This window comes from Leisingera sp. ABD4_442 (genome assembly GCF_056160905.1).
Map to the genome: position 1 here is coordinate 285,999 of NZ_JBSWYB010000001.1, position 26,772 is coordinate 312,770.

Consider the following 26,772-nt stretch of genomic DNA (forward strand, 5'->3'; position numbering starts at 1 on the left):
TCTAACCCCAAGAATAGGTCATAATTGCTGACCTGAATAGCCGCATTTTTTTCGATTTTGCTCGCTTGCGCCGTGAAAACTGATACATAACTAAGATTTCATACAGTCGGCCCCAAACGGACAGAAAGTAACACATATGGATTGGGACAAGCTCAGAATATTTCACGCGGTGGCCGATGCGGGCAGTCTGACCCATGCGGGCGACAAGCTGAATCTGTCGCAATCGGCGGTCAGCCGCCAGATCCGGGCGCTGGAAGAAAGCCTGAATGCGACGCTTTTCCACCGTCATGCGCGCGGACTGATTCTTACTGAGCAGGGTGAGCTGTTGTTTGACGCCACCCAATCCATGTCCGCGCGTCTGGAAGCAGCCTCGGCCCGCATCCGCGACAGTGAAGAGGAAGTGTTCGGCGAACTGCGCGTTACCACCACTGTGGGCTTTGGCACCCTGTGGCTGGCGCCGCGGCTGACCAAATTGTATGAGCAGTACCCCAACCTCAAGATCGACCTGATGCTTGAGGAACGGGTGCTGGACCTGCCCATGCGCGAGGCTGACGTGGCGATCCGCATGAAGGAGCCTAGTCAGGCCGATCTGGTGCGCAAACGGCTGATGACCGTTCGGATGGGGCTTTATGCAACGCCGGCCTATCTGGAAAAGCATGGCTCGCTCGAAACTGCTGAGGATATCTCTAAACACCGGCTGATCTGCCAGAACCAGCGTTCGGCGCAGGTTGGCTCTGCCGCTGTTCTGGGCAAAAAGCTGATGGCCAGCAACCCGGGCTCGCTGCTGACCGTCAACAATTACTTTGGGGTGCTGCAAGGGGTATTGCATGACCTGGGCGTCGGGATCCTGCCGGATTACGTGACCGAGGAATTCCCCGAGCTGGTAGAGGTTCTGCCGGAAGAGGATCAGAACGGCGTTCCTGTCTACCTCGCCTATCCTGAGGAATTACGCCATTCCCAGCGTGTGGGCGCGTTCCGGGACTTTGTCCAAAGCGAGATCATGGCGCACCGCAAGCATATGAAAGAACTGGGCAAGCTCTGACCGCCTGCCCGGCACGCGGCCGCCGCATCGCAGCGCCGGCTGCGGTTTTGGAATGGGCAAAGCGGCACCGTGCCGCAAGCCATGCATTCACCGCATAGCAGCCTTGACGTTCATTTAGCATTAATCCCCTTGAAGGGGCAGGCCCGGCGCCCTAAATGATCCTCATGAAGGCGGCGGCCTTGCCCCCCTTCATACCTCCCTGTTGGACTTCGGCCGAGCTTAGTGCTCGGCCTTTTTTTTGGCGTTCAACCTTCTGATATTAATCAGTTTAACCGGCCAGCCCCAAAGCCCCTAGGGGCAGGATGCAAATCAAAGCCCGGCGCTGCCCTAGCGCTGAAGCCACCTTGGCAAGAGGCTGGCAGGCGCGACATCTTCAGAAGGCTAAAATTTTTTCCATTTCCGACGCAACTTTCGCAATGCTTGTAATTTCAGCGCCCGGACGGGCCCATGCCTGCGCAAGCATCACTTTGAAAAGCCTGCATGTTCGCGGCGTAACCGGCGATCTCTGCTGCGGCGCAAAGACGCCAGGAGGCAGAACTGGCGGGGAATCCTCTAATTCCACTTCCCCCGCGCCCCTCCTTGCCCTAAAAGGCGCGCAATCGCAGCCATTGGGGACGTTTACGGATGCAGGAACCCGCCATCACGCCTGAATTGATTGCAAACCACGGGCTGAAGCCCGAGGAATACGATCTGATCCTGGAAATCATCGGGCGGGAGCCGACGTTCACCGAGCTGGGTATCTTCTCGGCGATGTGGAACGAGCACTGCTCCTATAAATCCTCCAAGAAATGGCTGCGCACCCTGCCGACCGATGGCCCGCAGGTGATCTGCGGCCCCGGCGAGAACGCGGGCATCGTGGACATCGGCGATGGCGACGCTGTGGTTTTCAAGATGGAAAGCCACAACCACCCCTCCTACATCGAGCCCTATCAGGGCGCGGCAACCGGGGTTGGCGGTATTCTGCGCGACGTCTTCACCATGGGCGCGCGGCCCATCGCCTCGATGAACTCGCTGTCCTTTGGCGAAACCTCCCACCCCAAGACCCGCCAGCTGGTCAACGGCGTGGTTGAGGGCATCGGCGGTTACGGCAACTGCTTTGGCGTGCCTTGCGCAGGCGGCGAAGTCCGCTTCCATCCGGCCTACAACGGCAACTGCCTGGTGAACGCTTTTGCCGCGGGCCTGGCCAAGACCGACGGCATCTTCTATTCCGCCGCGTCGGGCGTGGGCATGCCGGTTGTGTACCTGGGCGCCAAGACCGGCCGTGACGGTGTGGGCGGCGCCACCATGGCGTCTGCCGAATTCGACGACACCATCGAGGAAAAGCGCCCCACCGTTCAGGTCGGCGACCCCTTCACCGAGAAACGCCTGATGGAAGCCACGCTGGAGCTGATGCAGACCGGCGCGGTGATCTCGATCCAGGACATGGGCGCGGCGGGCCTCACCTGCTCTGCTGTGGAAATGGGCGACAAGGGCAAGCTGGGCGTGCGCCTGGATCTGGAAAACGTGCCGCAGCGCGAAGAGAACATGACAGCCTATGAAATGATGCTGTCGGAATCTCAGGAACGCATGCTGATGGTGCTGAAACCGGAGCTGGAAGCCGAGGCCCGCGCAGTCTTCGAGAAATGGGACCTGGACTTTGCCATCGTCGGCGAGACCATTGCCGAGGACCGCTTCCTGATCATGCACAACGGCGAAGTGAAGGCCGATCTGGTGCTGTCGAAACTGTCCTCCACCGCGCCGGAATACGACCGTCCGTGGAATGAGACCCCGGCAGCCGAGCCGCTGACTGACGCGGACGTTCCGACCATCGACCCGATTGACGGGCTGAAAGCGCTGCTGTCGTCGCCGAACTATGCCGGCAAGCAGTGGGTCTATGAGCAATATGACACCACCGTGATGGGCGACACCCAGCGCCGTCCGGGCGCGGGCTCCGGCCTGATCCGGGTGCATGGCACCGACAAGAAACTGGCCTTCACCTCCGACGTGACCCCGCGCTACGTCAAGGCAAACCCGTTTGAGGGCGGCAAGCAGGCGGTGGCTGAGGCCTACCGCAACCTGACCGCCGTTGGGGCCAAGCCGCTGGCAACCACCGACAATCTGAACTTCGGCAACCCCGAAAAGCCGGAAATCATGGGCCAGTTCGTCGGCGCCATCAAAGGCATCGGCGAGGCGGTTGCTGCGCTGGACATGCCGATCGTCTCTGGCAACGTGTCGCTGTATAATGAAACCGATGGCAAGGGCATTCTGCCAACCCCGACCATCGGCGCCGTCGGCCTGATTGCCGCAGACGAAGAGCCGATCATCGGCGAGGCGCGCGACGGCCACATTGCCCTGCTAGTGGGTGAAACCATCGGCCATCTGGGCCAGTCGGCGCTGCTGGCCGAGGTCTTCAACCGCGAGGACGGCGACGCGCCGGCGGTGGATCTGGCAGCTGAAAAACGCAATGGCGAATTCATCCGCGCCAACCGCGACTTCATCAAGGCCTGCACCGACCTGGGCGATGGCGGCCTGGCGCTGGCAGCGTTCGAGATGGCCGAAGAAGCCGGCGTTGGCGTGCAGATCGACGCGGGCGATACCCAGACCCTGTTCGGCGAGGACCAGGCCCGTTACCTGATCGCCTGCAACTTCGACCAGGCCGAAGCACTGATGCTGGCCGCGGGCCAGGCCGGCGTGCCGCTGGCCACCGTCGGCAAGTTCGGCGGCGACATGGTGAAGATCGGCGGTGCTGAGGCGCCGCTGGAGGAGCTGAAAGACATCTTCCGCTCAAGCTTTGCAGCAGCCGTGGCCTGATTGCTGGCCCCGGCGGGCAGCGATTGATAGATGAAGATTGGCGGGATGGCACAGCCGTCCCGCCTTTTTATTTGACCCAGGGGCGGCCCATGATCTTGCCTGAACTGACAGAGGATTGCAGCCGCTGCGCGGGCCTTTGCTGCGTGGCCTATCCGTTTGAGGCGCATGAAGATTTCGGTCTGCTGAAACGGGCAGACACCCCCTGCCCCAACCTCGCCGCGGATTTCCGCTGCTCCATTCATTCCGATCTTGCCAAATGCGGCTTTGGCGGCTGCGTCGCCTATTCCTGCGCCGGAGCCGGCCAGCGGGTGACGCAGCAGTTGTTTGACGGCGAAACCTGGCGCGATGATCCGGACCTGCTGACACATATGACCCATGCGCTGCGGGTGCTGCGCCCGATCCACGAGGCGCTTCTGGTGCTGCAGGAGGCTGCTGCCCTGCCCCTGCCCAAAGACCTGCAAAACCGCTGCGCCGAACTGACCGCCGCGCTGTGCCCGGACGACCCGTCGTCCATCTGGGACTTTGAGGAAGACAGCGTGCAGGAGGCCCTGGCGGCAGTGCCGGAATTCGTCGGATCCATCGCGCCTTTTGCGCCGGGCCGGCCCTAATCCTGCTTGCACAGCTCCCGGCGCCCACCTACATTTTTACCAAACAAGACAAAGGACTTCTCCGGATGCCCATGCAAGCCCACGAAATCGAAGAACTGCTGCGCGAAAGCTTTCCCGACGCCGAAATCCAGGTGGCTGGCACTGACGGCGTGCATATGTCGGCCATGGTTGTCGACGAAAGCTTCCGCGGCAAGAACCGCGTCCAGCAGCAGCGTGCCGTTTATGCCGCGCTGAAAGGCAAGATGGACGGCCCCGACGGCGAGTTGCACGCGCTTGCGCTGACCACCAAGGCGCCGGAATAACTCTCTGAACTGGCTGCTTGAGTTTGCGGGAGAGCAAGTTTCTGCGTCCGCGGCCCTTTTAATGCTGCCCATTGTGACGTATCTCGCACTCAAAGACTTCCTGCCGGTACATCCTCGGCGGCACGACGAAAAGGACACCGACACATGACCGACGCAAAGACCCGCATCGACGAAACCGTCAAAGCCAATGACGTGGTGCTTTACATGAAAGGCACCAAGGACATGCCGCAGTGCGGCTTTTCCTCGCGCGTGGCAGGCGTACTGAACTACATCGGTGTGGATTACACCGATGTGAACGTTCTGGCGGATGAGGAAATCCGTCAAGGCATCAAGGATTATTCCGACTGGCCGACCATCCCGCAGCTCTATGTAAAGGGCGAATTTGTCGGCGGCTGCGACATTATCACCGAAATGACCCTGTCCGGCGAACTGGACGGCATGTTCGAGGAAAACGGCATCACCTTCAACAAGGAAGCTGCCGACAAGATCCGCGAAGCCAACGCCTAAGCCGGCCGCTTGCGGTAAAGCGCAAAGCCTGCTGCAGAGCTGTCTGCAGCAGGCTTTTTCTTTGCACAGGCCCCCCATGTTGGGAGGGCCCCGGCATCAGGCCGCGTCGATCAAGACCAGGTCATCTGCGGTGAAGGTCGCCGCAGCGCCCTCAATCCGGGCCACCAACTGGCCCTGCTGAAGGATCAGCGCATCCCCCGTGGCGGCATCGCTTTCGACCGTGAAGTCCTCCGTGTTCACAGTCTCGCTGCCGTTGTTGAACACAAGCTGGATCAGGTCGTCGCCCGGCGTGTAATCCGTGATCGTAGCAACGCCGCCGCCCTCCTGTGTCATGTACAGGGCAAAGCTGTCCTGACCCAGGCCCCCGGTGCCGGTGTCGCCAGCCCCCAGCAGCAGGAAGTCGTTGCCACTGCCGCCGTCCAGCGTGTCGGCTCCGTCTGCCGTATTGGCGAAACCCACGTCCTGCAGGGTAAAGCCCTCTTCCTGGTCGCGCAGGCTGGCGATCTCTTCCGGTGTCAGGTCGCGAGTCAGGTTCACGCCGCTCAGGGCATCGTTTCCGCTGCCGCCGTTCAGGACATCCGCCCCGTTGCCGCCGATCAGATCATCATTCCAATCGCCGCCGTCCAGCGTGTCGTCTCCATCGTCACCGAACAGGACGTCAATGCCGCCGTCACCGGCCAGCACATCGTCACCTGCACCGCCATAGGCGATGTCGTGCCAATCACCGCCGGACACAGTGTCGTTGCCCTCACCGCCAAAGGCCACGTCCTTGCCTTCACCGCCGTTCAGAAGGTCATTGCCGATGCCGCCCGTCAGGCTGTCGAAACCTTGACCGCCATCCAGCGTGTCGTTCCAATCGCCGCCGTCCAGAGTGTCGTTGCCGCCCTCGCCAAAGAGCATGTCGATGCCGCCGTCGCCGGACAGAACATCGTCCCCCTCACCGCCGTAAACAAGATCGTGAAAGCTCCCGCCGGACACCGTATCGTCGCCTTCGCCGCCCAGCAGCGTGTCCTGGCCGTCGCCGCCGGAAATCTGGTCGTCGCCACCGCCGCCGAAAACCCGGTCAGACCCCCTGCCTGCGTCCAGCACGTCGTCCTCGCCGCCCAGGACCAGATCATCCGGCCCATCGGTGGGAAGGTTGTCCGGAACGACAGGAACCGGGTTTTCGTCAACCGGATCGGGCTCTGCGCCGTTGTCAACATCATCATCGTCCAGGCTGATCGCCAAGCCTGCGACCGCCAAGGTGCCAAGAACAAATGCTCCGATCATTATTTCCCCCAAAAGTAGAAAGCTGAAATACGCCTCAACCTCATTAAGGAAAGGCTCGGAGTTTGACTATAAGTTTCCCGAATTTTGCCTAAAAATGGACATAAACGAACTGTTACCAGCCGGGAAACAATACCCGGCACGGTCAGGAAAGGCATAAGGATGGGCTGATTTGACCAACCGCCGGGCCGCTATTGCAGTGCGACGCCCTCGCCCGCACCAACCAGCCGCGCCACCACCACACCGTCTTGCAGCAGCACTGAATCGCCGGTCTCTGCGTCTATTGCGGCGGTGATCCCCGCTGGGCTGTCCGCAGCCAGCCGCAGGATGTCCTCGCCCGCCTGATAGTCTTCGATCCGGATTTCCGCCCCGGCTGTCCCGCCAAAGTAGAGTTCGAAAACATCCTTGCCAGTGCCGCCGCGGGCCGTATCACCTGCACCGATTGCCAGGTAATCGTTGCCGTCACCGCCGTCCAGTGTGTCGGCCTCTGTGTCTTCGGACAGGGTAAAGATGTTTTCGGCCTTCTCTCCGTTGCGCAAAGTGTCGAGCGTTTCGGCATCCGGTTCATCGGATAGCAGGCCAACCCCAATGAGAGTGTCGTTGCCGATGCCGCCAAAGAGCTGATCCGCCCCTTCGCCGCCGGCGATCACATCATCCCAGTCGCCGCCAAGCACGGTGTCGTCGCCGATGCCGCCGAACAGGATATCCTTGCCGCCGCCGCCGTCGAGCAGGTCGTTGCCGCTGCCGCCCAGCAGAATGTCGTGAAACTCACCGCCAGAAAGCTGGTCGTCGCCACCCTGCCCGTCGAGCGTGTCCATCCCCGGCCCGCCGGATACAGTGTCATCGCCCGCGCCTGCAATCACCTGGTCGAAACCGCGCCCCGCGTTCACTTCATCAGGGCCATCGCCAAGCTGCAGCCGGTCGGCCCCGTCCGTCGGTTCCGTGTCCGGCGTGTCCGGCGCCGTTTCCGGAACATCGAACCCATAAGACCCCAGCGAACCGCCGGCCAGCACCAGAACTGCCAGGATCATTGCTTCGTACATTCTGCCGCTCCGCTGCCCAGGGACTTCTTCCCTGGCAGAGATCCTATCGCACAGGACGGTCAAGCACGAGGCGGAACGGCGGTTAACAAAGGAATAACAGTGTTTCCCGGCAGTCGCGTAAAGGTCTGATTAAGGTCAGAATTCTGCCGCTTTCCGGACCCGCCAATACAGGTTGCCGGCGCCGGAAAGAGCCGTCATCCGGCAGGCTGGGCCTGTTCCTCAATATCCTGTGCCAGCGCCTCGGTACGGGCCGCCAGTTCGGCCAGGCTTTCGGTCACTTGCGGCGGCACCACTGGGATTTCGATGCGTTCAGGCTCAGGAGCCGGCGCGGCTTTCAGCGCCTCCAGCTCCTGCTCTCGCTCGGCCAGCTGCGCCTCAACTTCCTTGATCCGGTCTTCTACTGCGGCGGTTTTGTCCGCCAGCATCAGACCGGCCATCAGCAGCATCCGCGCCTCGGGCATCCGTCCGATCTGGTCCGACAGCACCTGCGCCTCGTCATCCAGCATCTTGGCGGCGGAATGCAGATAGCTTTCCTCGCCCTCCTGACAGGAAACCTCAAAGCCGCGGCCGCCGATATGAATGGTCACTTCGGGCATCAGACTTCCTCTCCCTCGGGCAAGTTGCGGGCATTGGCCAGCAGCGGCTCCAGCTTGGCCAGAACCGCGTTGACCTGGGCCTGATCACTGGCCTGCGCGGCGCGCAGCCCTTCGATTTCGGCTTCCATGGCGGTGTTGATCAGCCCGGCATCCCCCAAGCCTTGCGCGTTAGCTTCGCGCAGGGCCGCGTTGGAGGCTCGCAATTCCTCATTGGCCTGGCGCAGCTGCTGCAATTCGGTGTCAAGCCGCACCAGCGTTTCATTCTGGCGCTCAATCTCAGCGCTCATATCCTGGGGCTGAGGCGCTGCTGCATCATCAGCGGGCTGCGCCGCCTCAAGCTGGGCCTTCAAACTGTCCAAGGCGGCCTGCGCCTCAGACAGCTGATCCTCCAGCATTTCCTTTTCGCTGGCTGCGGTATTGGCCGCGGCCTCCAGTTCCCCTTTCAGGCGGGCGACCTCGGCGCGCAGCGCCTCTTTCTCTGCCGGATCGCCGGCCTCATTCCGCAACAGCTGCAGTTCGGCTTCCATCGCCGCAATATCTTCGCTGCTGGCAGAGCTTGCGGGCGCATCGCCCTCAACCTCTTTGAGGCGGGCGTGCAGCACCTTCACCCGCTCTTCCAGCTGGGCGTTAGCGGTTCTTTCCTCATCCAGCGCCTGCTCTAGCTCTTCATTGGCGGCACCTGCGGCGGCGGCCTCTGCTGCTTGCGCGGCTGCGGCTGCGGCTTCTTCGGCGCGGGCCTGGTCTGCCGCGCGTGCCTGCTGCAGCGCTGCGGAGCCTGCGCTGATGCGCTCCAGCGCAGCCTGGATGCGGCCTTGCAATTCTTCAATCTGGTTCATGCCTGTCCCTCACCCGGGCCCATCCGCTCCATTATCGTTCCGCCGCCTGTCCGAATCGGACCACCGGCGGCGGCATGGGCCAGTTCTTCCCCTTCAGGAATAAATCACCCCCCTTTGCGTTTCAACCACTTGCCGCGCCAACTTCGCGCAACATAGCAGAGTTGCGCGCAACCATGCTTGATCTTTGGCGCATCGCTGTTATTGAGCGCAGCAAATGCCTGTTAACGCCAAAGGACAATCCAAGTGGACCTGACAGCCCTGCGCACCGCAAACCCTGAGCATTGGAACAAGGCCGCCGCCATCCGCGCGCTGGCGCTGGACGCCGTAGCCGCCGCCAACTCCGGGCACACCGGCATGCCGATCGGCATGGCCGATGTGGCAACCGTTCTGTTCGAAAAGCATCTCAAATTCGATGCATCCAACCCGCAGTGGCCGGACCGCGACCGCTTCATCCTGTCGGCGGGCCACGGCTCGATGCTGATCTATTCGCTGCTGTACCTCACCGGCGACAAGCAGGTCACCCTGGACCAGATCAAGAACTTCCGCCAGTCCGGCGCGCTGACCGCGGGCCACCCGGAAAACTTCCTTCTGGACGCGGTTGAAGTCACCACCGGCCCGCTGGGCCAGGGTATTTCCAATGCCGTCGGCTTTGCCATGGCTGAGGAAATGCAGCGTGCGCACTACGGCAAGAAAGTCGTGGATCACCACACCTATGTGATCGCAGGCGACGGCTGCTTGATGGAGGGCATCAGCCAAGAGGCCATCGGTCTTGCCGGCCGCCACTCGCTGGGTAAGCTGATTGTCTTCTGGGACAACAACAACATCACCATTGACGGCACCGTTGAACTGTCCGACCGCACCAACCAGGTGCAGCGTTTCAAGGCGTCGGGCTGGCAGGTTCTGGAAATCGACGGCCATGACCCCAAGGCCATCGATGAGGCCATCGAGGCGGCGAAGAAATCGAAAAAACCGTCGATGATCGCCTGCAAAACCCATATCGCCCTGGGCCACGCTGCACAGGACACCTCCAAGGGCCACGGTGCGCTGACCGACGCAGCCCAACTGCAGGCGGCCAAGGACGCCTACGGCTGGACCGGCGGCGCGTTCGAGGTTCCGGCAGAGATCAAATCCCAGTGGGAAGAGATCGGTTCCCGCGGCAAGTCCGAGCGCGAAGCCTGGGAAGCCCGCTTTGCAGAGCTGTCGCAGCAGAAGCAGGACCGCTTCAACCGCGCCTACAACCTGGATGCGCCCAAGAAACTGTCCGCAGCCATCAAGGCGCTGAAAAAGCAGGTGAGCGAGGAGCAGCCCAAGGTTGCCACCCGCAAATCCTCCGAGATGGCGCTGGCCGTCATCAACCCCTTGATGCCGGAAACCGTGGGCGGTTCTGCCGACCTCACCGGGTCCAACAACACCAAGACCGGCGATCTGGGCGTCTTTGACACCGACAACCGCAAGGGCCGCTATGTCTACTGGGGCATCCGCGAGCACGGCATGGCAGCCGCGATGAACGGTATGGCGCTGCACGGTGGCATGCGCCCCTACGGCGGCACCTTCTTCTGCTTCACTGACTATGCCCGCCCGGCGATGCGTCTGGCGGCCCTGTCGAAAATCCCGTCGGTCTTCGTGATGACCCACGACTCGATCGGCGTTGGCGAAGACGGCCCGACCCACCAGCCGGTTGAGCATCTGGCGATCTGCCGTGCGACCCCGAACACCTATGTGTTCCGCCCCGCCGACACCGTGGAAACCGCCGAGGCCTGGGAAATCGCCCTGACCTCCAAGGAAACCCCCTCGGTGATGACCCTGACCCGTCAGAACCTGCCGACCGTGCGGACCGAGCACAAGCTGACCAACATGGTCGAAAAAGGCGCCTATGTGCTGTCTGAGGCCGAGAACAAGCGTCAGGTGATCCTGATCGCCACCGGCTCTGAGGTCTCCGTTGCGATGGAAGCCAAGGCCAAGCTGGAAGCCGAAGGCATCGGCACCCGCGTCGTCTCCATGCCCTGCATGGAACTGTTTGCCGCGCAGGACGAAGCCTACCGCCGCAAGGTCCTGCCCGCAGGTCCGGTGCGTGTGGGTATCGAGGCCGCTGTACGTGACGGCGGCTGGGACCGCTGGCTCTTGGGCGAGCGCGGCCAGGAGAAGAAAGCCGGTTTCGTCGGCATGGACCGCTTCGGCGCCTCCGCCCCGGCAGGCGAGCTGTTCGAACGCTTCGGCATTACGGCTGAGGGCGCCGTCGCCAAGGTGAAAGAGCTGCTGGGGTAAACTACTCCGAAAGCCAAAAAGAAAGGGCACCCGATTGGGTGCCCTTTTTTCATTGCGGGAAGGCTAGTTGGCACAGACCAAAGGCGCCGGCGCCCGGGCCTTGGAGTCGGTGTGAAGCGCCCTCGTCATGCTGAAAGCATGCCTCCGGCATGATGGGGCCGGTCGGGCGCTGCCGTGCTTTGCACGGACACTTCACTCAATGGCTTGCGGACTTCCCCGAAACCGACGCAATCACCGGCCCGATCAACTTGGTCGCCAGCGGGATCAGCACCAGCCCCCAGGCAACGCCAAACACCCCATCCATAGCCGCCTTGGCACTCCACTCTGCAAAGCCCTCCCAGGCTGCAGGCACCGCGTGGCCGACGGCATAGGCCCAGTCGTGGATCAGGTGGCCCAGCCAGCCAAAGCCCAGCACCTCCAGCCCGTGGATGATAATGGAGCCCCCGACCCACAGCATCGCCGCGGTGCCAACCACGGACAGGATCTTCATCAGCACCGGCATGAACTTGACCAGCCCGCGCCCCAGCCCGCGCCCCACCGGCGTCGGTGCGTTCTGCGCCAGGTACAGCCCCACATCATCCATCTTCACGATCAGCGCGACAGAGCCGTAGACCGCCAGCGTCACACCAATCGCCACAACCGCCAGCGTTGCCGCCTGCATCCAGACATTCGGCGCCTCGATGGCAGCCAGCGCAATGGTCATAATCTCCGCCGACAGGATGAAGTCGGTCTTGATCGCGCCCTTGATCTTTTGCTCCTCCAAATGGCCGGGATCCTTGATGCTCATATCCTCGTCAATCGCGTGGCTCGCGTGGGGGAACAGCACGTGAAAGACCTTCTCAGCCCCTTCGAAGCACAAGTATGACCCGCCCAGCATAAGCAATGGGGTGATCAGCCACGGCGCAAAGTTCGCCAGCAGCATCGCCACCGGCAGCAGCAGGATAAGCTTGTTGAACAAGGAACCGCGGGTGATGCGCCAGATGATCGGCAGCTCGCGGGCGGGCGCAAACCCTTGCAGGTACTTCGGCGTCACCGCCGCATCGTCGATGATCACCCCCGCGGTCTTAGCACCGGCCTTGCCCGCTGCTGCGGCCACATCGTCAACCGAGGCTGCCGCCACCTTGGCAATCCCCGCCACGTCATCCAGAAGCGCCAGCAAACCGCTCATGCCAAATCCCTCAAATCCTGTCCGCGTTTGAGGGGCAATCTGCCTGCTTCCGCGCCGCAGCACAAGCGTTAGCGCCACCGTGCTGTGGAGGCAAAAATCCGTTACCGCCACCGCACCGAACCGTTAGCGCCACCGCTCACATTTTGCGCTAACAGTTTCATTTAATGACGCTTTTACCCCTTTAGACCACATCCGCCCCGGTCTATATGGCGGCCAAAGGTTTTGCTCGCTTGGAGACGTACTCATGACCATCAAAGTCGGGATCAACGGTTTTGGCCGCATCGGCCGCTGCACCCTGTCTCACATCGCCGCCTCGGGGCGCGACGACATCGAAGTGATCAAGGTGAACGCCACTGGTCCGCTGGACACCGCAGCACACCTGATCAAATACGATTCCGTGCATGGCCGTTTCCCCGGCGAAGTCACCATCGGCGAAGGCACCATGAACCTGGGCCGCGGCGACATGCAGATGTTCTCCACCTACGACATGGGTGAGCTGGACTGGTCAGGCTGCGACGTGGTTCTGGAATGCACCGGCAAGTTCAACGACGGCGAGAAAGCCAAGGCGCATCTGGAGCGCGGCGCAAAGAAGGTTCTGCTGTCCGCCCCCGGCAAAAACGTCGACAAGACCATCGTTTACGGCGTCAACGATGACCAGCTGGAAGCCGGCGACACCATGATCTCCAACGGCTCCTGCACCACCAACTGCCTGGCGCCGCTGGCCAAGGTGCTGGACGAGGCCTTCGGCATCGAGCACGGCATCATGACCACCATCCACGCCTATACCGGCGACCAGCCGACCCTGGACCGCCGCCACAAGGACCTGTACCGCGCCCGCGCCGCCGCCATGTCGATGATCCCGACCTCGACCGGTGCTGCAAAAGCTCTGGGTGAAGTGCTGCCGAACCTGAAGGGCCGCCTGGACGGGTCCGCCATCCGCGTGCCGACCCCGAACGTCTCCGCTGTCGACCTGACCTTCCGCGCCGGCCGCGACGTGACCGCCGAGCAGATCAACGCTGCCGTCAAGGAAGCGGCTGAAGGCCCGATGAAGGGCGTTCTGGGCTTTGAGCCGGCGCCGCTGGTCTCCACCGACTTCAACCACACCCCGGAAAGCTCGATCTTTGCACCGGACCAGACCCGCGTGGTCGAAGACCGCATGGTGCGCGTGCTGGCGTGGTACGACAACGAATGGGGCTTCTCGGTGCGTATGGCCGATGTGGCTGTTGCGATGGGCAAGCTGGGCTAAGCCAGCCTTAACCGCTTGAGAATTCACGCCCGCTCAGGTTATCTGGGCGGGCGTTTTCTTTGCGGCGGAGCCTTCATGACCAACCGGATTGCCATCTTCCTCGGCCTGTTCCTGATTGGCGCTGCCATCATAGACATTGCGCTGTTCGGGGATCAGCACATGATCTTCCTGGGAAAGAAACTGTTTGCCCTGATCGACTGGGTCGCCTTCTGGCGCTGACCCGCGACCGCCAGCCAGTTGCATGCGCTTCAGCCTGCCGCTGGCGGAGTTGCTTCTTTCTGGTTGAAAATACTCCGGGGTGAATTGGCCGCAAGGCCAAGAGGGGCAGCACCCCTGCCCCTTTCCCCTGTCAAGCGCATTCCGCTGCGAGTTTGCCTGCCGCTTGTTCAGCCCGTCTTGCCCAGCCGTTCCAACAGCCGTTCCTTGACCAGGGGCGTCACGAATTTCGACACATCCCCGTCCAGCCGGGCGATCTCCTTGACCAGTTTCGAGGCAATCGCCTGATGCCGGGCCTCTGCCATCAGGAATACCGTCTCGACCGAACTGTCCAGCGCACGGTTCATGCCGACCATCTGGAATTCATACTCGAAATCAGCCACCGCCCGCAGGCCGCGGACGATGATCTGGGCGCCGACGTCGCGGGCGCAGTCGATCAGCAGGTTTTCGAACGGATGCGCAACGATTTCGGTGCCGGTCTCGGCACTCAGCTTGGCGCATTCCGCCTCGATCATCTCCACCCGCTCTTCCAGGTTGAACAATGGCCCTTTGTCGCGGTTGATGGCGACGCCGATCACCAGCTTGTCCACCAACGCGCTGGCGCGGCGGATGATGTCGATATGCCCGATGGTGATCGGGTCAAAGGTGCCGGGATACAGACCCACACGCATGGGCGGCCTCCTGCCTAGTCAGAATTTCTGCACAGGCAAACATATCTGATGCTGCGAATGCAATAGGGCAGAAATACGGATCCTGCCCCTGCGGCTCAGTGCCCCATGATCATGTCTTGCAGCGCATCCTTCTCCATCGCAACCTGCGCCAATTGCGCCTTGACCGCATCGCCAATTGTCACGATTCCAATGAGTTTTCCGTCCTCGACCACCGGCATGTGGCGGAACCGCCCGTCTGTCATCTGCTGCAATATCTCGCCCACATTGGACTGGCTGGTGCAGGTGACCAGCTCGCGCGTCATATAGCCGCTGACAGGCTGGTCCAGGCAGCCGGAACCGCCCTTAGCCAGTTCCCGCACAATATCGCGTTCGGACAGGATTCCGTCCGGGTATTCGCCGTCAGCAGAAACCACCACGGTGCCAAAACGGTTGTCCGCCATCACTTTTGCAGCCTCAGCAACGCTCGCATCCAGAGGAACGGTGACAACACCGGAGCCGGCCTTTGACTTCAAAATCTCTTGAACAAGCATTCTGCACACACCTCCGTAATATTATTGCGTAATTCAGAGGTTTGCCGCAATGCAGCTTCAAGTCAAGGCTTCCAGGCGGGCCACCTCGTCGCGGATACCCTTGGACAGCGCCTGGGCAAAGCGGTTCAGACGTTCGCTGCGCTGGTCGCCCTGGTGCCGCACGAGGTGGAAACTGCGGCTGAGACTCACCTTGTCGGTCAGGATTTTGCGCAGCATCCGGTGCGCGGGCAGGCTGAAATCATGCGCTACGCAAATCGCGGTGCCCTGTGCCGCCATCTTGATCTGCACCGACACCGAATTGGAGGCCAGCGCCACCCGCTCAATGCCGATGTCATTGAGGTAATCCAGTTCCTTGTCAAAGATCATATCCGGGATATAGCCGATCATTTTATGGCCCTTCAGGTCCTCCAGGCTGGTGATCGGCGCGTGGTTCTTCAGGTAATGCCGTGAGGCCACCAGATGCAGCTTATAATCGCAAATCTTCTGCACCAGAAGTTTGCCCGCGGTGGGGGCGCTGACCGTGACTGCCATATCGGCCTCGCGGCGGCTGAGGTTGATTACCCGCGGCAGCGCCACGATCTGGATATCCAGGTCCGGGTTCTCCTCGGCAATCTGGGCGCAGACCTGCGGCAGCAGGTAATTGGCGCTGCCGTCCGGGGCGCCGATCCGGATCTGCCCGGACAAAGTGTCGCTGGGCCCGGTCAGCGCTTCGGTGCCCGCCCGCATTGCCTGCTCGGCCGCCTCCGCATGAACCAGCAGCCGGTCGCCGGCGGCGCTTAGGGCATAGCCTTGCGGCGATTTCACAAACAGCGGGGTTTCCAGCGCAGCTTCAAACCGGGCAATACGGCGTCCAACGGTGGCGGGGTCCATCTTGAGAATGCGGCCGGCACCCGACAGGCTCGCCTCCCGCGCCACCGCCAAAAACACTTTCATATCATCCCACTGCGGATCCATTTGCCCCGGGTCCTCCGTTCTGCTGCTAACCTGACGTTAACCTTTTGCGTTCCTGCAAAGCCTCTTTGAAATGTTTCCTCTTTTCCGATGTTTTTTGCAAGCCTAGGATATGGGCAAGATGAACAGAGGAGGATCCGATGAAAGAACTCGGCCACTTTATCAACGGCAAACTGGTCTCCGGCACCTCAGGCCGTTTTGACGATGTTTTCAACCCCGCAACCGGCGAAGTGCAGTACCAGTGCCCGATGGCCAGCGCGGCGGAAACCACCGACGCTATCGAAAAAGCCGCGGCAGCGCAGCCCGCATGGGGCGCCACCAACCCGCAAAAGCGTGCCCGCGTGATGATGGCCATGGTTGGCCTGATGAACCGCGACATGGACAAGCTGGCAGAGGCGCTGAGCCGCGAGCACGGCAAGACCATCCCGGACGCCAAGGGCGACCTGCAGCGCGGCCTGGAAGTGATCGAATACTGCATTGGCGCGCCGCAGATGCTGAAGGGTGAATTCACCGACAGCGCAGGCCCCGGCATCGACATGTACTCCATGCGCCAGCCGCTGGGTGTTGTTGGCTCCATCATGCCCTTCAACTTCCCGGCCATGATGCCGCTGTGGCACGTCGGCCCGGCCCTGGCCTGCGGCAACGCCGTGGTGCTGAAACCGTCCGAGCGCGACCCCTCCGTGCCGCTGATGCTGGCTGAGCTGTTCGTCGAGGCCGGCCTGCCGGAAGGCGTGTTCCAGGTGGTGAACGGCGACCGTGAGGCGGTTGACACCATTCTGGACAGCGAGATCATCCAGGGCGTGTCCTTCGTGGGCTCCACCCCGATTGCGCAGTACATTTATTCCCGCGCCACCGCCAACGGCAAGCGCGCCCAGTGCTTCGGCGGTGCCAAGAACCACATGATCGTGATGCCCGACGCCGATCTGGACCAGGCCGCTGACGCGCTGGTCGGTGCAGGCTTCGGCGCGGCCGGCGAACGCTGCATGGCGATCTCGGTTGCAGTTCCGGTTGGTGAGGAAACCGCCGACAAGCTGATCGAAAAACTGATCCCGCGCATCGAGAAACTGAAAGTCGGCCCCTACACCGCCGGCGACGACGTCGACCTGGGCCCGGTTGTGACCGCGGCCGCCAAGGAACGCATCCTGGGCCTGATCCAGTCCGGTGTCGATCAGGGCGCCAAGCTGGTGGTCGACAACCGCGACTTCAAACTGCAGGGCTATGAAGACGGTTTCTTTGTCGGCGCCCACCTGTTCGACCATGTCACCACCGACATGGACATCTACAAGCAGGAGATCTTTGGCCCGGTGCTTTCCACTGTTCGCGCAGGCACTTACGAGGAAGCCTTGAAGCTGGCGATGGATCACGAGTACGGCAACGGTACCGCGATCTTCACCCGTGACGGCGACACCGCACGCGACTTTGCCTCCCGTGTGAACATCGGCATGGTGGGCATCAACGTGCCGATCCCGGTGCCGCTGGCCTACCACACCTTCGGCGGCTGGAAGAAGTCGATGTTCGGCGACCTGAACCAGCACGGCCCGGACAGCTTCAAATTTTACACCCGCACCAAGACCGTGACCTCCCGCTGGCCCTCGGGCATCAAAGAAGGCGGCGAGTTCAACTTCAAGGCAATGGACTAAACCTCTGCCTCTTAACAGGAAAAGGCCCCGGATTTTCCGGGGCCTTTTTCTTGGGCGGCCGCCTTGCCCGCGCAGAGCCGTTTCGTCTGATGGCGTTTTTGCCGGCACGGCGCCACGTAAAATAAGCGTTTTGGCCAGTTTTTACTTGTTCCGCGGCGTAACTCGTCTATCCGGTCAGCAACAGACAGACAAACGGCAGGCGCATGAGCAAGACAGAAGAACAGAACCAGCCGCAGGCGGCTGCAAAGACCGCCCGCGACTGGGTCAAGATCCTGGCCCAATACCGCGACCCCAATCCGTTGCGCAGCAGCTTTGAGCTGGCAGTGACAATTGTGCCATTTCTGCTGCTCTGGGCGCTGGCCTGGTGGTCGCTGTCGGTCAGCTACTGGCTGACGCTGGCAATCTCGGTGCTGATCGCAGCCTTCCTGTTGCGCCTGTTCACTATCCAGCACGATTGCGGCCATGGGTCCTTCTTTGCCAACCGGCATGTCAGCGACTGGGTGGGCCGCATCATCGGCGTTCTGACGCTGACCCCCTATGACGTCTGGCGCCGCACCCATTCGATTCACCACAGCACCCACGGCAACTTGGACAAGCGCGGCATGGGCGACATCCACACAATGACGGTGGCCGAGTACCGCGCCGCCAGCCGCTGGGATCGGCTGATGTACCGGCTGTACCGCCATCCGGTGACGCTGTTCTGCATCGGCCCCGGCTACCTGTTTTTCCTCCAGAACCGTATTCCCTACGGTCTGACAGGCCAGGCCCGCTACTGGATCAGCGCGATGGGCACTAATGTTTCGATCCTCGGGGCGCTGGGGCTGATCTGGTATTTCGGCGGCCTTATGCCGCTTTTGCTGATCTTCTTGCCCGCCACCCTGATCGCCGCCACCGCCGGGCTGTGGCTGTTTTATGTGCAGCACCAGTTCGAGACCACCCAATGGGAGAGTGAAGAAGACTGGCAGCTGCATGACGCCGCGCTGCACGGCAGCTCGCATTACGTGCTGCCGCCGGTGCTGCAATGGCTCAGCGCCAATATCGGCATCCACCATGTGCACCACCTCTACAGCCGCATCCCGTTCTACCGTCTGCCTCAAGTGCTGCGGGACCACGCGGAACTGGCCGAAGGCAACCGGATGACCATCCGCGAAAGCCTGGCCAATGCGCGCCTGCACTTGTGGGATGAGGACAGCAAGCGCCTCTTGTCCTTCGCCCAGGCCCGCAGCCTCTATTCCTGACCCCGGCACAGCCCTCAGGCGGCGGTCTTCCGCCGCCCTGGGCAACACAAGCCTGTGAGCCGCCGTAAAACCGCTCTGCCGCCCCTAGGAAATTCCGCCAGCCTGCTTATCTTGCTGCGGAGTTTTCGAGCAGCACGGTTGAGGAATAATGACCAAACTCCGTATCACCCGCCGCGCCACCCTGATGGGCCTTGGCGCCTCTCTTACCGCGCCGGCGGTCCTGCGCGCGCAATCCACTGACGCGTTTCCGCAGAATGAACAGGCGATCCGCGAACAGGTTCCCGTGCAGCGCAACATCTCTGCCTTCTCGCAGCAGAACTGGCAGGATCACTTTGACGAGCTGGGTGCTGGCTGCCTGCTGGCCGACATCAGCTCCCGCGCGCTGCATTACTGGGGACCGGACGGTGAGACCTACCGCCTGTTCCCGTCGTCGGTTCCAATGACCGAAGACCTGACCAAACGCGGCTACACCAAGGTTGTGCGCAAACGCGAGAACCCCAGCTGGACGCCCACCGCCTCTATGCGCGAGCGCGACCCGACGCTGCCGGTCCGTATCGAGGGCGGCGTGTCCGGCAACCCGCTGGGCACCCGTGCAATGTATCTGGACTGGCCCGCCTATCTGGTCCACGGCACCCACGACACCCGCAAGATCGGGCGGCAAAGCTCCTCGGGCTGTATCGGCCTTTATAACCAGCACGTCGAAGAACTGTATGAGATGGTGCAGATCGGCACCCAGGTGCGGCTGGTGTAGCACTGGCAGAAACGGTGTTATGAAAAAGGGTGCGGCATTGGCCGCACCCTTTTCTTTTTTGGAACCTGGCTACTGGGTCAGGCTGATGTGATCAGGTTCGAGGCCCGCGTTGTAGCGCTCCAGCGCCTTTTCCATCAGCACCTCGAAATTGCGGGTGAATTTTTCGGTGTCATAGAGCGGCCCATCGGCGATCCCCTGTTTCACCCGCGCCTTTACATCCGCCAAATACTCCGGATCCCGGGCCAGTTTCAGTGCAAGAGCCTGATACTGCGTAACCGACCCGGCGGCCAATTCACTCACCCCGACAGCACTCAGCAAGCTGCTGGCAACGCGTGCGGCAAATTGTTTGCCTGTCTTGGTGACGACCGGAACCCCGGCCCACAAAGCGTCACTGGCGGTGGTATGCGCATTGACGGCAAAACAATCCAGGAAAACATCGGCCAGCGGCAGACGAGCCAGGTGGTCTTTTTGCTCGGCAAAGCCGGCAAACACGATCCGCTCCGCTCCAATCCCCCTTTTCTGTGCTTCCTTCAACAGGTTCTCCCGGATCTCTGAACGTGTTGCGTACAACCAAAGAACACTGCCAGGAACCAGTTTGAGAAGCTTCATCCAGACATCAAATTCTTTTGGCGAAATTTTGTAAGGGCTGTTGAAGGAACAGAAGACAAAGGCGTCCTCAGGCAGTCCGGCCTCTGCCCGTGCCGGACGGTTCTGCGATGCGGAACGCTGATCGTCGTTTGCCTGGTAACAGTCCGGCATGTAGAGGATCTTTTCAGAATAGTGCTTGCGGTAGCGGGCTGGGATAGTCACAGGATCAGCGACCATGTAATCCATTCCAGGCAGGCCTGTTGTTCCGGGGTAGCCCAGAAAAGACACATGGACAGGAGCGAGTCTCCGGTTGAAAATGTTCAGCCGGTTGTCTTTCGTATACCCTTTAAGGTCGACAGCAATATCCAGATCATCTTCCCGGGCAATCCGAATGATCTCCCCGTGCTCTTTGCCAGCTACAAACCGATAGGTATCAGCTGTTTCCCGGGCTTTTTTGCGGCCTTCCTCATCGCCCTTGACACCATAGTCATAGAGAAAAATCTCAAACTTGCTGCGGTCATGCAGTGCCAGCTGGCGCCCCATAAGAAACATCGTTGCATGGGTGTGGAAATCTGACGAGAAATACCCGATCCGGATTTTCCGGTCCTCCGCTCTGGGCCGGTCAAAAGTGAATTGGTCTATTTCTGTTTTCAATACCGCTGCAGCCGTTTCCGACACTTTCTTCTGCATGGCCGGATCATCTGCAAGGTTCAGTAGCGCAAAGGGGTCCGAATAGTGCCCCCCCTTTTTGAACAGCGGAACACGTTTTTCAGTATTCGCCAATTTGGTCCAATTGCAGTGCTGACGCTGCAGAAAGAACAGCCGCGACCACGCGTTCCCGTTCTTCGGATCAAACTTGACTGCGGCTTCGAAGTACCCGATTGCCTCTTCTTCCTGCTTCAAACGCATCAGGAAGCTGCCAATCTTCTCCAGACTCTTGGAGTCTGTCGGATCCAGTCTCAAAGCGTCGATGTGGGCAAGAATTGCTTGCTCAGGTTTGTTCATCATTTCAAGAACTTCACCTAACGCGGTGTGAATCATCCGGTAAGCACCGTCCAGCTCCAGAGCTTTGCGGAACAAAAACTCTGCGTCTGTGTATCTGCGTTTGAGCGCTAGCTTCCGGCCTTCTCGATACAGAGATGAAGCTTGTTCTTCGGGCGTGCCGACTACAGATCGGATCATTCCGTGCCTCTGGGACAAGGCAAACTCCGCCATTGCGCGGCCTCTTTCAGCCTTCAAAAGCTCTGATTTGGCATGTGCTGCATCACCTGACCCTTTTGAACCTTGGGACGCCAAAAAGTGCGGGGCACCTGAATTCGACACTGATAAAACTCCTTTTGGAATGCTTGCGGCAGGTTTCCCCCGCAATCGGACAGTTTGAGACAGAGTTTCTCCGAAGTTTCTTAATATTCCCCTCACCCGCCGCCCCGCTGGCGCGGCATTGCTGCACGGCGGCTTTGCATTTGCGCAGCTTGCCTCAGCGCCCCCTGGCCGCTATTAAATAAACAACTGTTCAATTCATCTGAGCGACGGGAGGCGCGGCTCATGGATTTCGCACTGACAGAGGAACAGCAGGCCATATTCGACATGGCCCATGCATTCGGCCAGGAAAACATCGCACCGCATGCCCGCCAGTGGGAAAAGGACGGCACCATCCCCAAAACATTGTGGCCGCAGCTGGCGGAACTGGGGTTCGGCGGGCTTTACGTGTCCGAGGAATACGGCGGTTCCGGCCTCAGCCGCCTCGATGCCACCCTGGTGTTCGAAGCGCTGGCGATGGCCGACCCCGCGACCGGCTCCTTTCTGTCGATCCACAACATGTGCGGCGGCATGATCGACAAATTCGGCTCGGAGGAGACCAAGCAAAAATGGCTGCCGAGCCTGTGCACCATGGAAAAGGTGTTTTCCTACTGCCTGACCGAACCCGGCTCCGGTTCCGATGCCGCGGCGCTGAAAACCCGCGCCGAGCGCAGCAATGAGGGCTATGTGCTGAACGGAACCAAGGCGTTTATCTCCGGCGGCTCCTACTCCGACGCCTATGTCGTGATGTGCCGCACCGGCGAGGACGGCCCCAAAGGCATCTCCACCGTGGTGGTTGAGGATGGCACGCAGGGCCTGTCCTTCGGTGCGTTGGAGGACAAGATGGGCTGGAAGGCGCAGCCCACCTCGCAGGTGCAATTCGATGATTGCGCGATCCCCGCGGACAACCTGATCGGCGAGGAAGGCAAGGGCTTTTCCTATGCGATGGCGGGCCTCGACGGCGGCCGCCTGAATATCTCCGCAGGAGCACTTGGCGGCGCCCAGGCGGCGCTGGACCAGACCGTGCAGTATATGTCCGAGCGCAAGGCCTTTGGCAAATCCATCAACCAGTTCCAGGCGCTGCAGTTCCGGCTGGCGGAGTATGAAACCCGCCTTCAGGCCGCCCGCACCTTCCTCCGCCAGGCAGCGTGGAAGCTGGACATCGGCGCCCATGACGCTACCAAGTTTTGCGCCATGGCCAAACTGATGGTCACCGACACCGCTTTTGATGTGGCCAACGGCTGCCTGCAGCTGCACGGCGGCTACGGCTATCTGGCCGACTACGGTGTCGAGAAGATTGTCCGCGACCTGCGGGTGCACCAGATCCTGGAAGGCACCAACGAGATCATGCGTTTGATCGTCTCGCGTCAGCTGATTGCAGGTTGAACCGCCCTGCCCCAGACTGCCCGCACTATCCATTGATGGAGCACGCCCAATGAGTGACATCCATATCCGCAAGACCGGCCAGGCCGGCCGCATCACCTTCACCCGCCCCAATGCGCTCAACGCGATGAGCTATGAGATGTGCATGGCGATCGACTCCGCCATGCGCGGCTGGGCCGAGGACGACACCGTCAAGCTGGTGGTGATCGACGCCGAGGGCGATAAGGCGTTCTGCGCAGGCGGCGACATTGCCGAGCTTTATGACACCGGCACCAAGGGCGACTACTCCTATGGCCGTACCTTCTGGCGCGATGAATACCGGCTGAACGCGCGGATTTTCGAGTACAAGAAACCGGTGATCAGCTTCATGCAGGGCTTCACCATGGGCGGCGGCGTCGGCATAGGCTGCCACGGCACCCACCGGGTGGTCGGCGAAAGCAGCCAGATCGCCATGCCGGAGGTCGGCATCGGGCTGGTGCCGGATGTCGGCGGTTCGCTGATGCTGGCGCTGGCACCGGATCACCTGGGTGAATACCTCGGCATGACGGCGGCGCGGATGGGCGCGGATGACGCCATCCTCGCAGGCTTTGCCGATTATTTCATTCCTCAGGATCAATGGCCTGAATTGATTGCCGGGCTGGAAGAGACCGGCTCCCCCAAACTGGTCGAGGACACCGCCAAACCCGCCCCCGAAGGCAAACTGCGCGGGGCCCGCGAAGATGCCGCCAAGCATTTCGGCAAAGACAGCCTTGAGGCCATCCAGGAAAGCCTTGAGGCAGACGGCAGCGAGTTCGCCGCCGCTGCGCTGAAATCCCTGAACCGCAATTCTCCGCTGTCGATGGCCTGCACGCTGGCGATGCTGCGCCGCCTTCGCTCCGATGGCCCTGCCATCCGCCGGGCGCTGGACCTGGAATACCGCTACACCTTCCGCGCCATGGCCAAGGGGGATTTCCTGGAAGGCATCCGGGCCCAGATCATTGACAAGGACCGCAATCCGCAGTGGCAATATGCGGGCCAGACCGTGCCTGCACAGGCGGTCGAGGATATGCTGGCGCCCTTGGGCGCCGATGCGCTGACATTTGAGGAGGACGTGCAATGAAGATCGGATTTATCGGGCTGGGCAATATGGGCGGTCCGATGGCCGCCAATCTGGCCAAGGCCGGCCATGAGGTCACCGGTTTCGACATGGCCGATGTCAGTATCGAGGGCGTGACCATGGCCGCCTCTGGCCCCGAGGCCGCAGCAGGCGCCGATGCGGTGATCACCATGCTGCCCAACGGCGCCATCCTGCGCCTTGTTGCGGCAGAGGTTATCCCGGCCATGGCCAAAGGCGCCGCCTTTATCGACTGCTCGACTGTCGATGTGGATTCCGCCCGCGCGGTTGCGGAACAGGCCGAGGCCGCTGGTTTGCTGTCCGTCGATGCGCCGGTCTCCGGCGGTATCGGCGGCGCTGCGGGCGGCACGCTTACCTTCATGGCCGGCGGCTCTGCAGAGGCCTTTGCCGCAGCAGAACCGCTGTTCGTTATCATGGGCCAGAAAGCCGTGCATTGCGGCGAGGCAGGCGCTGGACAAGCCGCCAAGATCTGCAACAACATGATTCTGGGCGTCACTATGATCGCCACCTGCGAGGCTTTTGCCCTGGCTGACAAGCTGGGCCTTGACCGGCAGAAAATGTTCGATGTGGTCTCCACCTCCTCTGGCTACAGCTGGACCATGAACGCCTATTGCCCTGCCCCCGGTGTCGGCCCGCAGTCGCCCGCCGACAACAGCTACCAGCCGGGTTTCGCCGCGGAGCTGATGCTCAAGGATCTGGGCCTCAGCCAGCAAGCGGCGGAAAGCGCAGACGCGGACACGCCGATGGGCGAGCTGGCAATGGCGCTGTACAGGAAATTCGTCGAGGACGAAGACGGCAAGGGCATGGATTTCTCTGCAATGCTGCCCCGGTTTGAGCAGCGCAGCCGCGGCGGCTGACCGCGCGCAGCCTCAGAAATACCTGTTTAAGGCGGCCCGTTGCAGGCCGCCTTTTTCATCCGCCTTCTCTGAAAATACCCGTAAAATTCGAATAAACTCCAGGATTTTGGCACCAGCCTGCCACAGTTCCGTCCAAGTTCAGCAGCATTCCGGTAAGCGAATATTAACGACGCATTCCCGGAGGCTTGCTGCCCGATATGGCCACGGCAACCGAACTGAACATCAACTCTTCCGCCACCGCCACCCAAATGGCGGAGGAGATCTTTGGCGATGGCGTTACCGTCAACAGCGCCAGCTACAGCGGCGACAATCTGTCATCGGGCATCTACACCGGCGCTGATACCACCTCTCCAGGGGTAGCGCCGGCGGATTCCGGTGTCATCCTGTCAACCGGCTATGCCCGCGACTTTACCAACAGCGACGGCTCCACCAACACCAACGTCCGCGGCAACACCAGCACCAATACCAGCGGTGCGAACAACGACGCCGACTTTAACGCGCTGGCAGGCGCCGCAACCCGCGACGCCGCGTTCCTGGAAATCGACTTCACCCCGGACGGCGACACGCTGACCATCGACTTCGTGCTATCCTCAGAGGAATATCCGGAATTCTCCAATTCCCAGTACAACGACGTGGTCGGCGTCTGGGTGAACGGGGTTGAGGCACAGGTTTCTATCGGTAACGGAACCGCTTCCATCGGCAATATCAATGATGGCACCGAAAACATCTATGTCGACAACACCGGCGACCAGTTCAACACAGAGATGGACGGGTTCACCATCACCCTGACCTTTGTCGCACCGGTGAATCCAGGTGTCATCAACACCCTGAAAATCGGTGTCGCCGATACCGTAGACAGCAGCTATGACACCAACCTGCTGATTGCCGGCGGGTCGGTGCAAACGGCCGTGGTTGCGCAGGACGACCAGGAAGACATCGCGATCAACAAGACCCGGGTGATCGACGTGCTGGACAATGACAGCACCACGGCCGGCACGCTGACCATCACCCATATCAACGACCAGGCGGTCTCAGCCGGCGACACTGTCACCCTGACGACAGGCCAGCAGGTCACCCTGAACGCCGACGGCACCCTGACCGTGGTCACCGACGGCGACCTGGAAACCGTCTATTTCAACTACACGGCGGACAATGGCCTTGGGAACTCCGACACCGGCCTGGTCGAGATCAACCAGACCGTGCCCTGCTTCCTGCGCGGCACCCTGATCCGCACACCCGGCGGCGACGTTGCGGTCGAGGACCTGCGCCCGGGCATGGAAGTGCTGACCTATGACAACGGCCCCCAGGTGCTGAAATGGGCCGGAAGCCGCCGCACCCGCTGCACTGCTGACACCGCCCCGGTCCGTTTTGCTGCTGGCAGCTGCGGCAATAGCCGGGACCTCTATGTCTCGCCCCAGCACAGGATGGTTGTCTCCGGCCCGCTGGCGGCGTTGCTGTTCGGCGAGGAGGAAGTCCTGGTCAAGGCCAAGGATCTGGTCAACGACAAGACCGTCCGCCCGGCGCTGGAAATGCAGGAGGCGGAGTATTTCCACCTTCTGTTTGGCAGCCATCAGATTCTCTGGGCCAACGGCGCCCTCAGCGAAAGCTACCAGCCCGGCCCTGAAACCGCCGCGGGCTTTGATGCCGGCACACAGGCGGAAATCCGCGAGTTGTTCCCGGACCTCTGCGCAGAAACCGGCCGCGGCTATGGAAATGCCGCCCGGCTGTCGCTTCGCAGCTTCGAAGCGCGGGTTCTTGCCGCTGCGTAATCCGCCGCAGGCGGGCCGCCGCCGGCCGCTTTCGAGGGCACTTGGAATCTCCGCCGGGCCGGTTATGTCAAAGACCGTTCAAAAGAGGATCCGCGT

At 61.4% G+C, this 26,772-nt stretch carries 24 protein-coding genes; 15 read left to right on the forward strand and 9 right to left on the reverse strand.

What is annotated here, in order from left to right; genetic code table 11:
- The first annotated feature begins 136 nt into the window (after positions 1-136).
- The 5 genes from ACXAHG_RS01360 to grxD all read left to right on the forward strand — a co-directional run bounded on the left by ACXAHG_RS01360 (position 137) and on the right by grxD (position 5,249).
- A complete protein-coding gene (locus tag ACXAHG_RS01360; RefSeq protein WP_475043118.1) occupies positions 137-1,042 on the forward strand; it encodes a LysR family transcriptional regulator in 906 nt (301 codons plus the stop codon).
- A gap of 624 nt (positions 1,043-1,666) precedes the next feature.
- Positions 1,667-3,832, forward strand: a complete 2,166-nt coding sequence (purL, locus tag ACXAHG_RS01365) for a phosphoribosylformylglycinamidine synthase subunit PurL (protein ID WP_475055519.1) — start codon at positions 1,667-1,669, stop codon at positions 3,830-3,832.
- 89 nt (positions 3,833-3,921) lie between these two features.
- Positions 3,922-4,440 (forward strand): hypothetical protein, encoded by a 519-nt coding sequence (locus ACXAHG_RS01370; protein ID WP_475055520.1) that lies wholly within the window; start codon positions 3,922-3,924, stop codon positions 4,438-4,440.
- Positions 4,441-4,505: 65 nt separating this feature from the next.
- Positions 4,506-4,742 (forward strand): BolA/IbaG family iron-sulfur metabolism protein, encoded by a 237-nt coding sequence (locus tag ACXAHG_RS01375; RefSeq protein WP_019297755.1) that lies wholly within the window; start codon positions 4,506-4,508, stop codon positions 4,740-4,742.
- A 144-nt stretch (positions 4,743-4,886) separates the two neighbouring features.
- Positions 4,887-5,249 carry a Grx4 family monothiol glutaredoxin gene (gene grxD / locus ACXAHG_RS01380; protein WP_475043112.1) on the forward strand — a complete coding sequence of 121 codons (363 nt, stop codon included), beginning with the start codon at positions 4,887-4,889 and terminating at the stop codon, positions 5,247-5,249.
- A 96-nt stretch (positions 5,250-5,345) separates the two neighbouring features.
- On the opposite strand, the gene ACXAHG_RS01385 is transcribed toward grxD, so the two are convergent.
- From ACXAHG_RS01385 to ACXAHG_RS01400, 4 genes are all read right to left on the reverse strand, one after another.
- Positions 5,346-6,518, reverse strand: a complete 1,173-nt coding sequence (locus ACXAHG_RS01385; RefSeq protein WP_475055521.1) for a calcium-binding protein — start codon at positions 6,516-6,518, stop codon at positions 5,346-5,348.
- Between the two features lie 188 nt (positions 6,519-6,706).
- Entirely contained in the window at positions 6,707-7,558 is an 852-nt protein-coding gene (locus ACXAHG_RS01390; protein WP_475055522.1) for a calcium-binding protein, read from the reverse strand.
- Positions 7,559-7,752: 194 nt separating this feature from the next.
- The gene (locus ACXAHG_RS01395; RefSeq protein WP_475043106.1) at positions 7,753-8,154 is read right to left on the reverse strand and encodes a cell division protein ZapA; all 402 of its coding nucleotides are present in this window, start codon (positions 8,152-8,154) and stop codon (positions 7,753-7,755) included.
- Positions 8,154-8,990, reverse strand: coding sequence for a coiled-coil domain-containing protein (locus tag ACXAHG_RS01400; protein WP_475043105.1), 837 nt, complete (start codon positions 8,988-8,990; stop codon positions 8,154-8,156). Before ACXAHG_RS01400 ends, ACXAHG_RS01395 begins: the two co-directional genes overlap by 1 nt.
- Positions 8,991-9,233: 243 nt before the next feature.
- Between ACXAHG_RS01400 and tkt the strand changes: the two genes are divergently transcribed.
- Positions 9,234-11,255, forward strand: coding sequence for a transketolase (tkt, locus tag ACXAHG_RS01405; protein ID WP_475055523.1), 2,022 nt, complete (start codon positions 9,234-9,236; stop codon positions 11,253-11,255).
- Between the two features lie 196 nt (positions 11,256-11,451).
- Here tkt and ACXAHG_RS01410 read toward each other — a convergent pair whose 3' ends face one another.
- Positions 11,452-12,423 carry a DUF808 domain-containing protein gene (locus tag ACXAHG_RS01410; RefSeq protein WP_475055525.1) on the reverse strand — a complete coding sequence of 324 codons (972 nt, stop codon included), beginning with the start codon at positions 12,421-12,423 and terminating at the stop codon, positions 11,452-11,454.
- Between the two features lie 244 nt (positions 12,424-12,667).
- Here ACXAHG_RS01410 and gap point away from each other — a divergent pair, with 244 nt between their 5' ends.
- Both gap and ACXAHG_RS01420 read left to right on the forward strand, forming a co-directional pair.
- Positions 12,668-13,669, forward strand: coding sequence for a type I glyceraldehyde-3-phosphate dehydrogenase (gene gap / locus ACXAHG_RS01415; protein ID WP_475055526.1), 1,002 nt, complete (start codon positions 12,668-12,670; stop codon positions 13,667-13,669).
- A 75-nt stretch (positions 13,670-13,744) separates the two neighbouring features.
- A complete protein-coding gene (locus ACXAHG_RS01420; RefSeq protein WP_475055527.1) occupies positions 13,745-13,888 on the forward strand; it encodes a hypothetical protein in 144 nt (47 codons plus the stop codon).
- 167 nt (positions 13,889-14,055) lie between these two features.
- On the opposite strand, the gene coaD is transcribed toward ACXAHG_RS01420, so the two are convergent.
- The 3 genes from coaD to ACXAHG_RS01435 all read right to left on the reverse strand — a co-directional run bounded on the left by coaD (position 14,056) and on the right by ACXAHG_RS01435 (position 16,040).
- Complete coding sequence (gene coaD / locus ACXAHG_RS01425; RefSeq protein WP_475043092.1) at positions 14,056-14,556, reverse strand: pantetheine-phosphate adenylyltransferase; 501 nt, start codon at positions 14,554-14,556, stop codon at positions 14,056-14,058.
- Positions 14,557-14,651: 95 nt separating this feature from the next.
- On the reverse strand, positions 14,652-15,086 hold the full coding sequence (locus ACXAHG_RS01430; RefSeq protein ID WP_475043090.1) for a CBS domain-containing protein: 435 nt from the start codon (positions 15,084-15,086) through the stop codon (positions 14,652-14,654).
- Positions 15,087-15,143: 57 nt separating this feature from the next.
- Complete coding sequence (locus ACXAHG_RS01435; RefSeq protein ID WP_475043088.1) at positions 15,144-16,040, reverse strand: LysR family transcriptional regulator; 897 nt, start codon at positions 16,038-16,040, stop codon at positions 15,144-15,146.
- Positions 16,041-16,177: 137 nt separating this feature from the next.
- Between ACXAHG_RS01435 and ACXAHG_RS01440 the strand changes: the two genes are divergently transcribed.
- The 3 genes from ACXAHG_RS01440 (at position 16,178) to ACXAHG_RS01450 (ending at position 19,666) form a co-directional block, all read left to right on the forward strand.
- Entirely contained in the window at positions 16,178-17,677 is a 1,500-nt protein-coding gene (locus ACXAHG_RS01440) for a CoA-acylating methylmalonate-semialdehyde dehydrogenase (protein ID WP_260018415.1), read from the forward strand.
- Positions 17,678-17,880: 203 nt separating this feature from the next.
- Positions 17,881-18,915 carry a fatty acid desaturase gene (locus tag ACXAHG_RS01445; RefSeq protein WP_475055528.1) on the forward strand — a complete coding sequence of 345 codons (1,035 nt, stop codon included), beginning with the start codon at positions 17,881-17,883 and terminating at the stop codon, positions 18,913-18,915.
- A gap of 148 nt (positions 18,916-19,063) precedes the next feature.
- Positions 19,064-19,666, forward strand: coding sequence for a L,D-transpeptidase (locus ACXAHG_RS01450; RefSeq protein ID WP_475055529.1), 603 nt, complete (start codon positions 19,064-19,066; stop codon positions 19,664-19,666).
- A gap of 69 nt (positions 19,667-19,735) precedes the next feature.
- Here the strand turns inward: ACXAHG_RS01450 and ACXAHG_RS01455 are convergent, their stop codons facing one another.
- On the reverse strand, positions 19,736-21,469 hold the full coding sequence (locus ACXAHG_RS01455; RefSeq protein ID WP_475055530.1) for an O-linked N-acetylglucosamine transferase, SPINDLY family protein: 1,734 nt from the start codon (positions 21,467-21,469) through the stop codon (positions 19,736-19,738).
- A 330-nt stretch (positions 21,470-21,799) separates the two neighbouring features.
- Here ACXAHG_RS01455 and ACXAHG_RS01460 point away from each other — a divergent pair, with 330 nt between their 5' ends.
- The 4 genes from ACXAHG_RS01460 (at position 21,800) to ACXAHG_RS01475 (ending at position 26,676) form a co-directional block, all read left to right on the forward strand.
- On the forward strand, positions 21,800-22,939 hold the full coding sequence (locus ACXAHG_RS01460; RefSeq protein WP_475043078.1) for an acyl-CoA dehydrogenase family protein: 1,140 nt from the start codon (positions 21,800-21,802) through the stop codon (positions 22,937-22,939).
- 49 nt (positions 22,940-22,988) lie between these two features.
- Positions 22,989-24,035 carry an enoyl-CoA hydratase/isomerase family protein gene (locus tag ACXAHG_RS01465; protein ID WP_475055531.1) on the forward strand — a complete coding sequence of 349 codons (1,047 nt, stop codon included), beginning with the start codon at positions 22,989-22,991 and terminating at the stop codon, positions 24,033-24,035.
- Positions 24,032-24,907 (forward strand): 3-hydroxyisobutyrate dehydrogenase, encoded by an 876-nt coding sequence (gene mmsB / locus ACXAHG_RS01470; RefSeq protein WP_475055532.1) that lies wholly within the window; start codon positions 24,032-24,034, stop codon positions 24,905-24,907. The genes ACXAHG_RS01465 and mmsB overlap by 4 nt, the downstream gene beginning before the upstream one ends.
- Before the next feature lie 197 nt (positions 24,908-25,104).
- On the forward strand, positions 25,105-26,676 hold the full coding sequence (locus ACXAHG_RS01475) for a choice-of-anchor L domain-containing protein (protein WP_475055533.1): 1,572 nt from the start codon (positions 25,105-25,107) through the stop codon (positions 26,674-26,676).
- Positions 26,677-26,772: the final 96 nt, after the last annotated feature.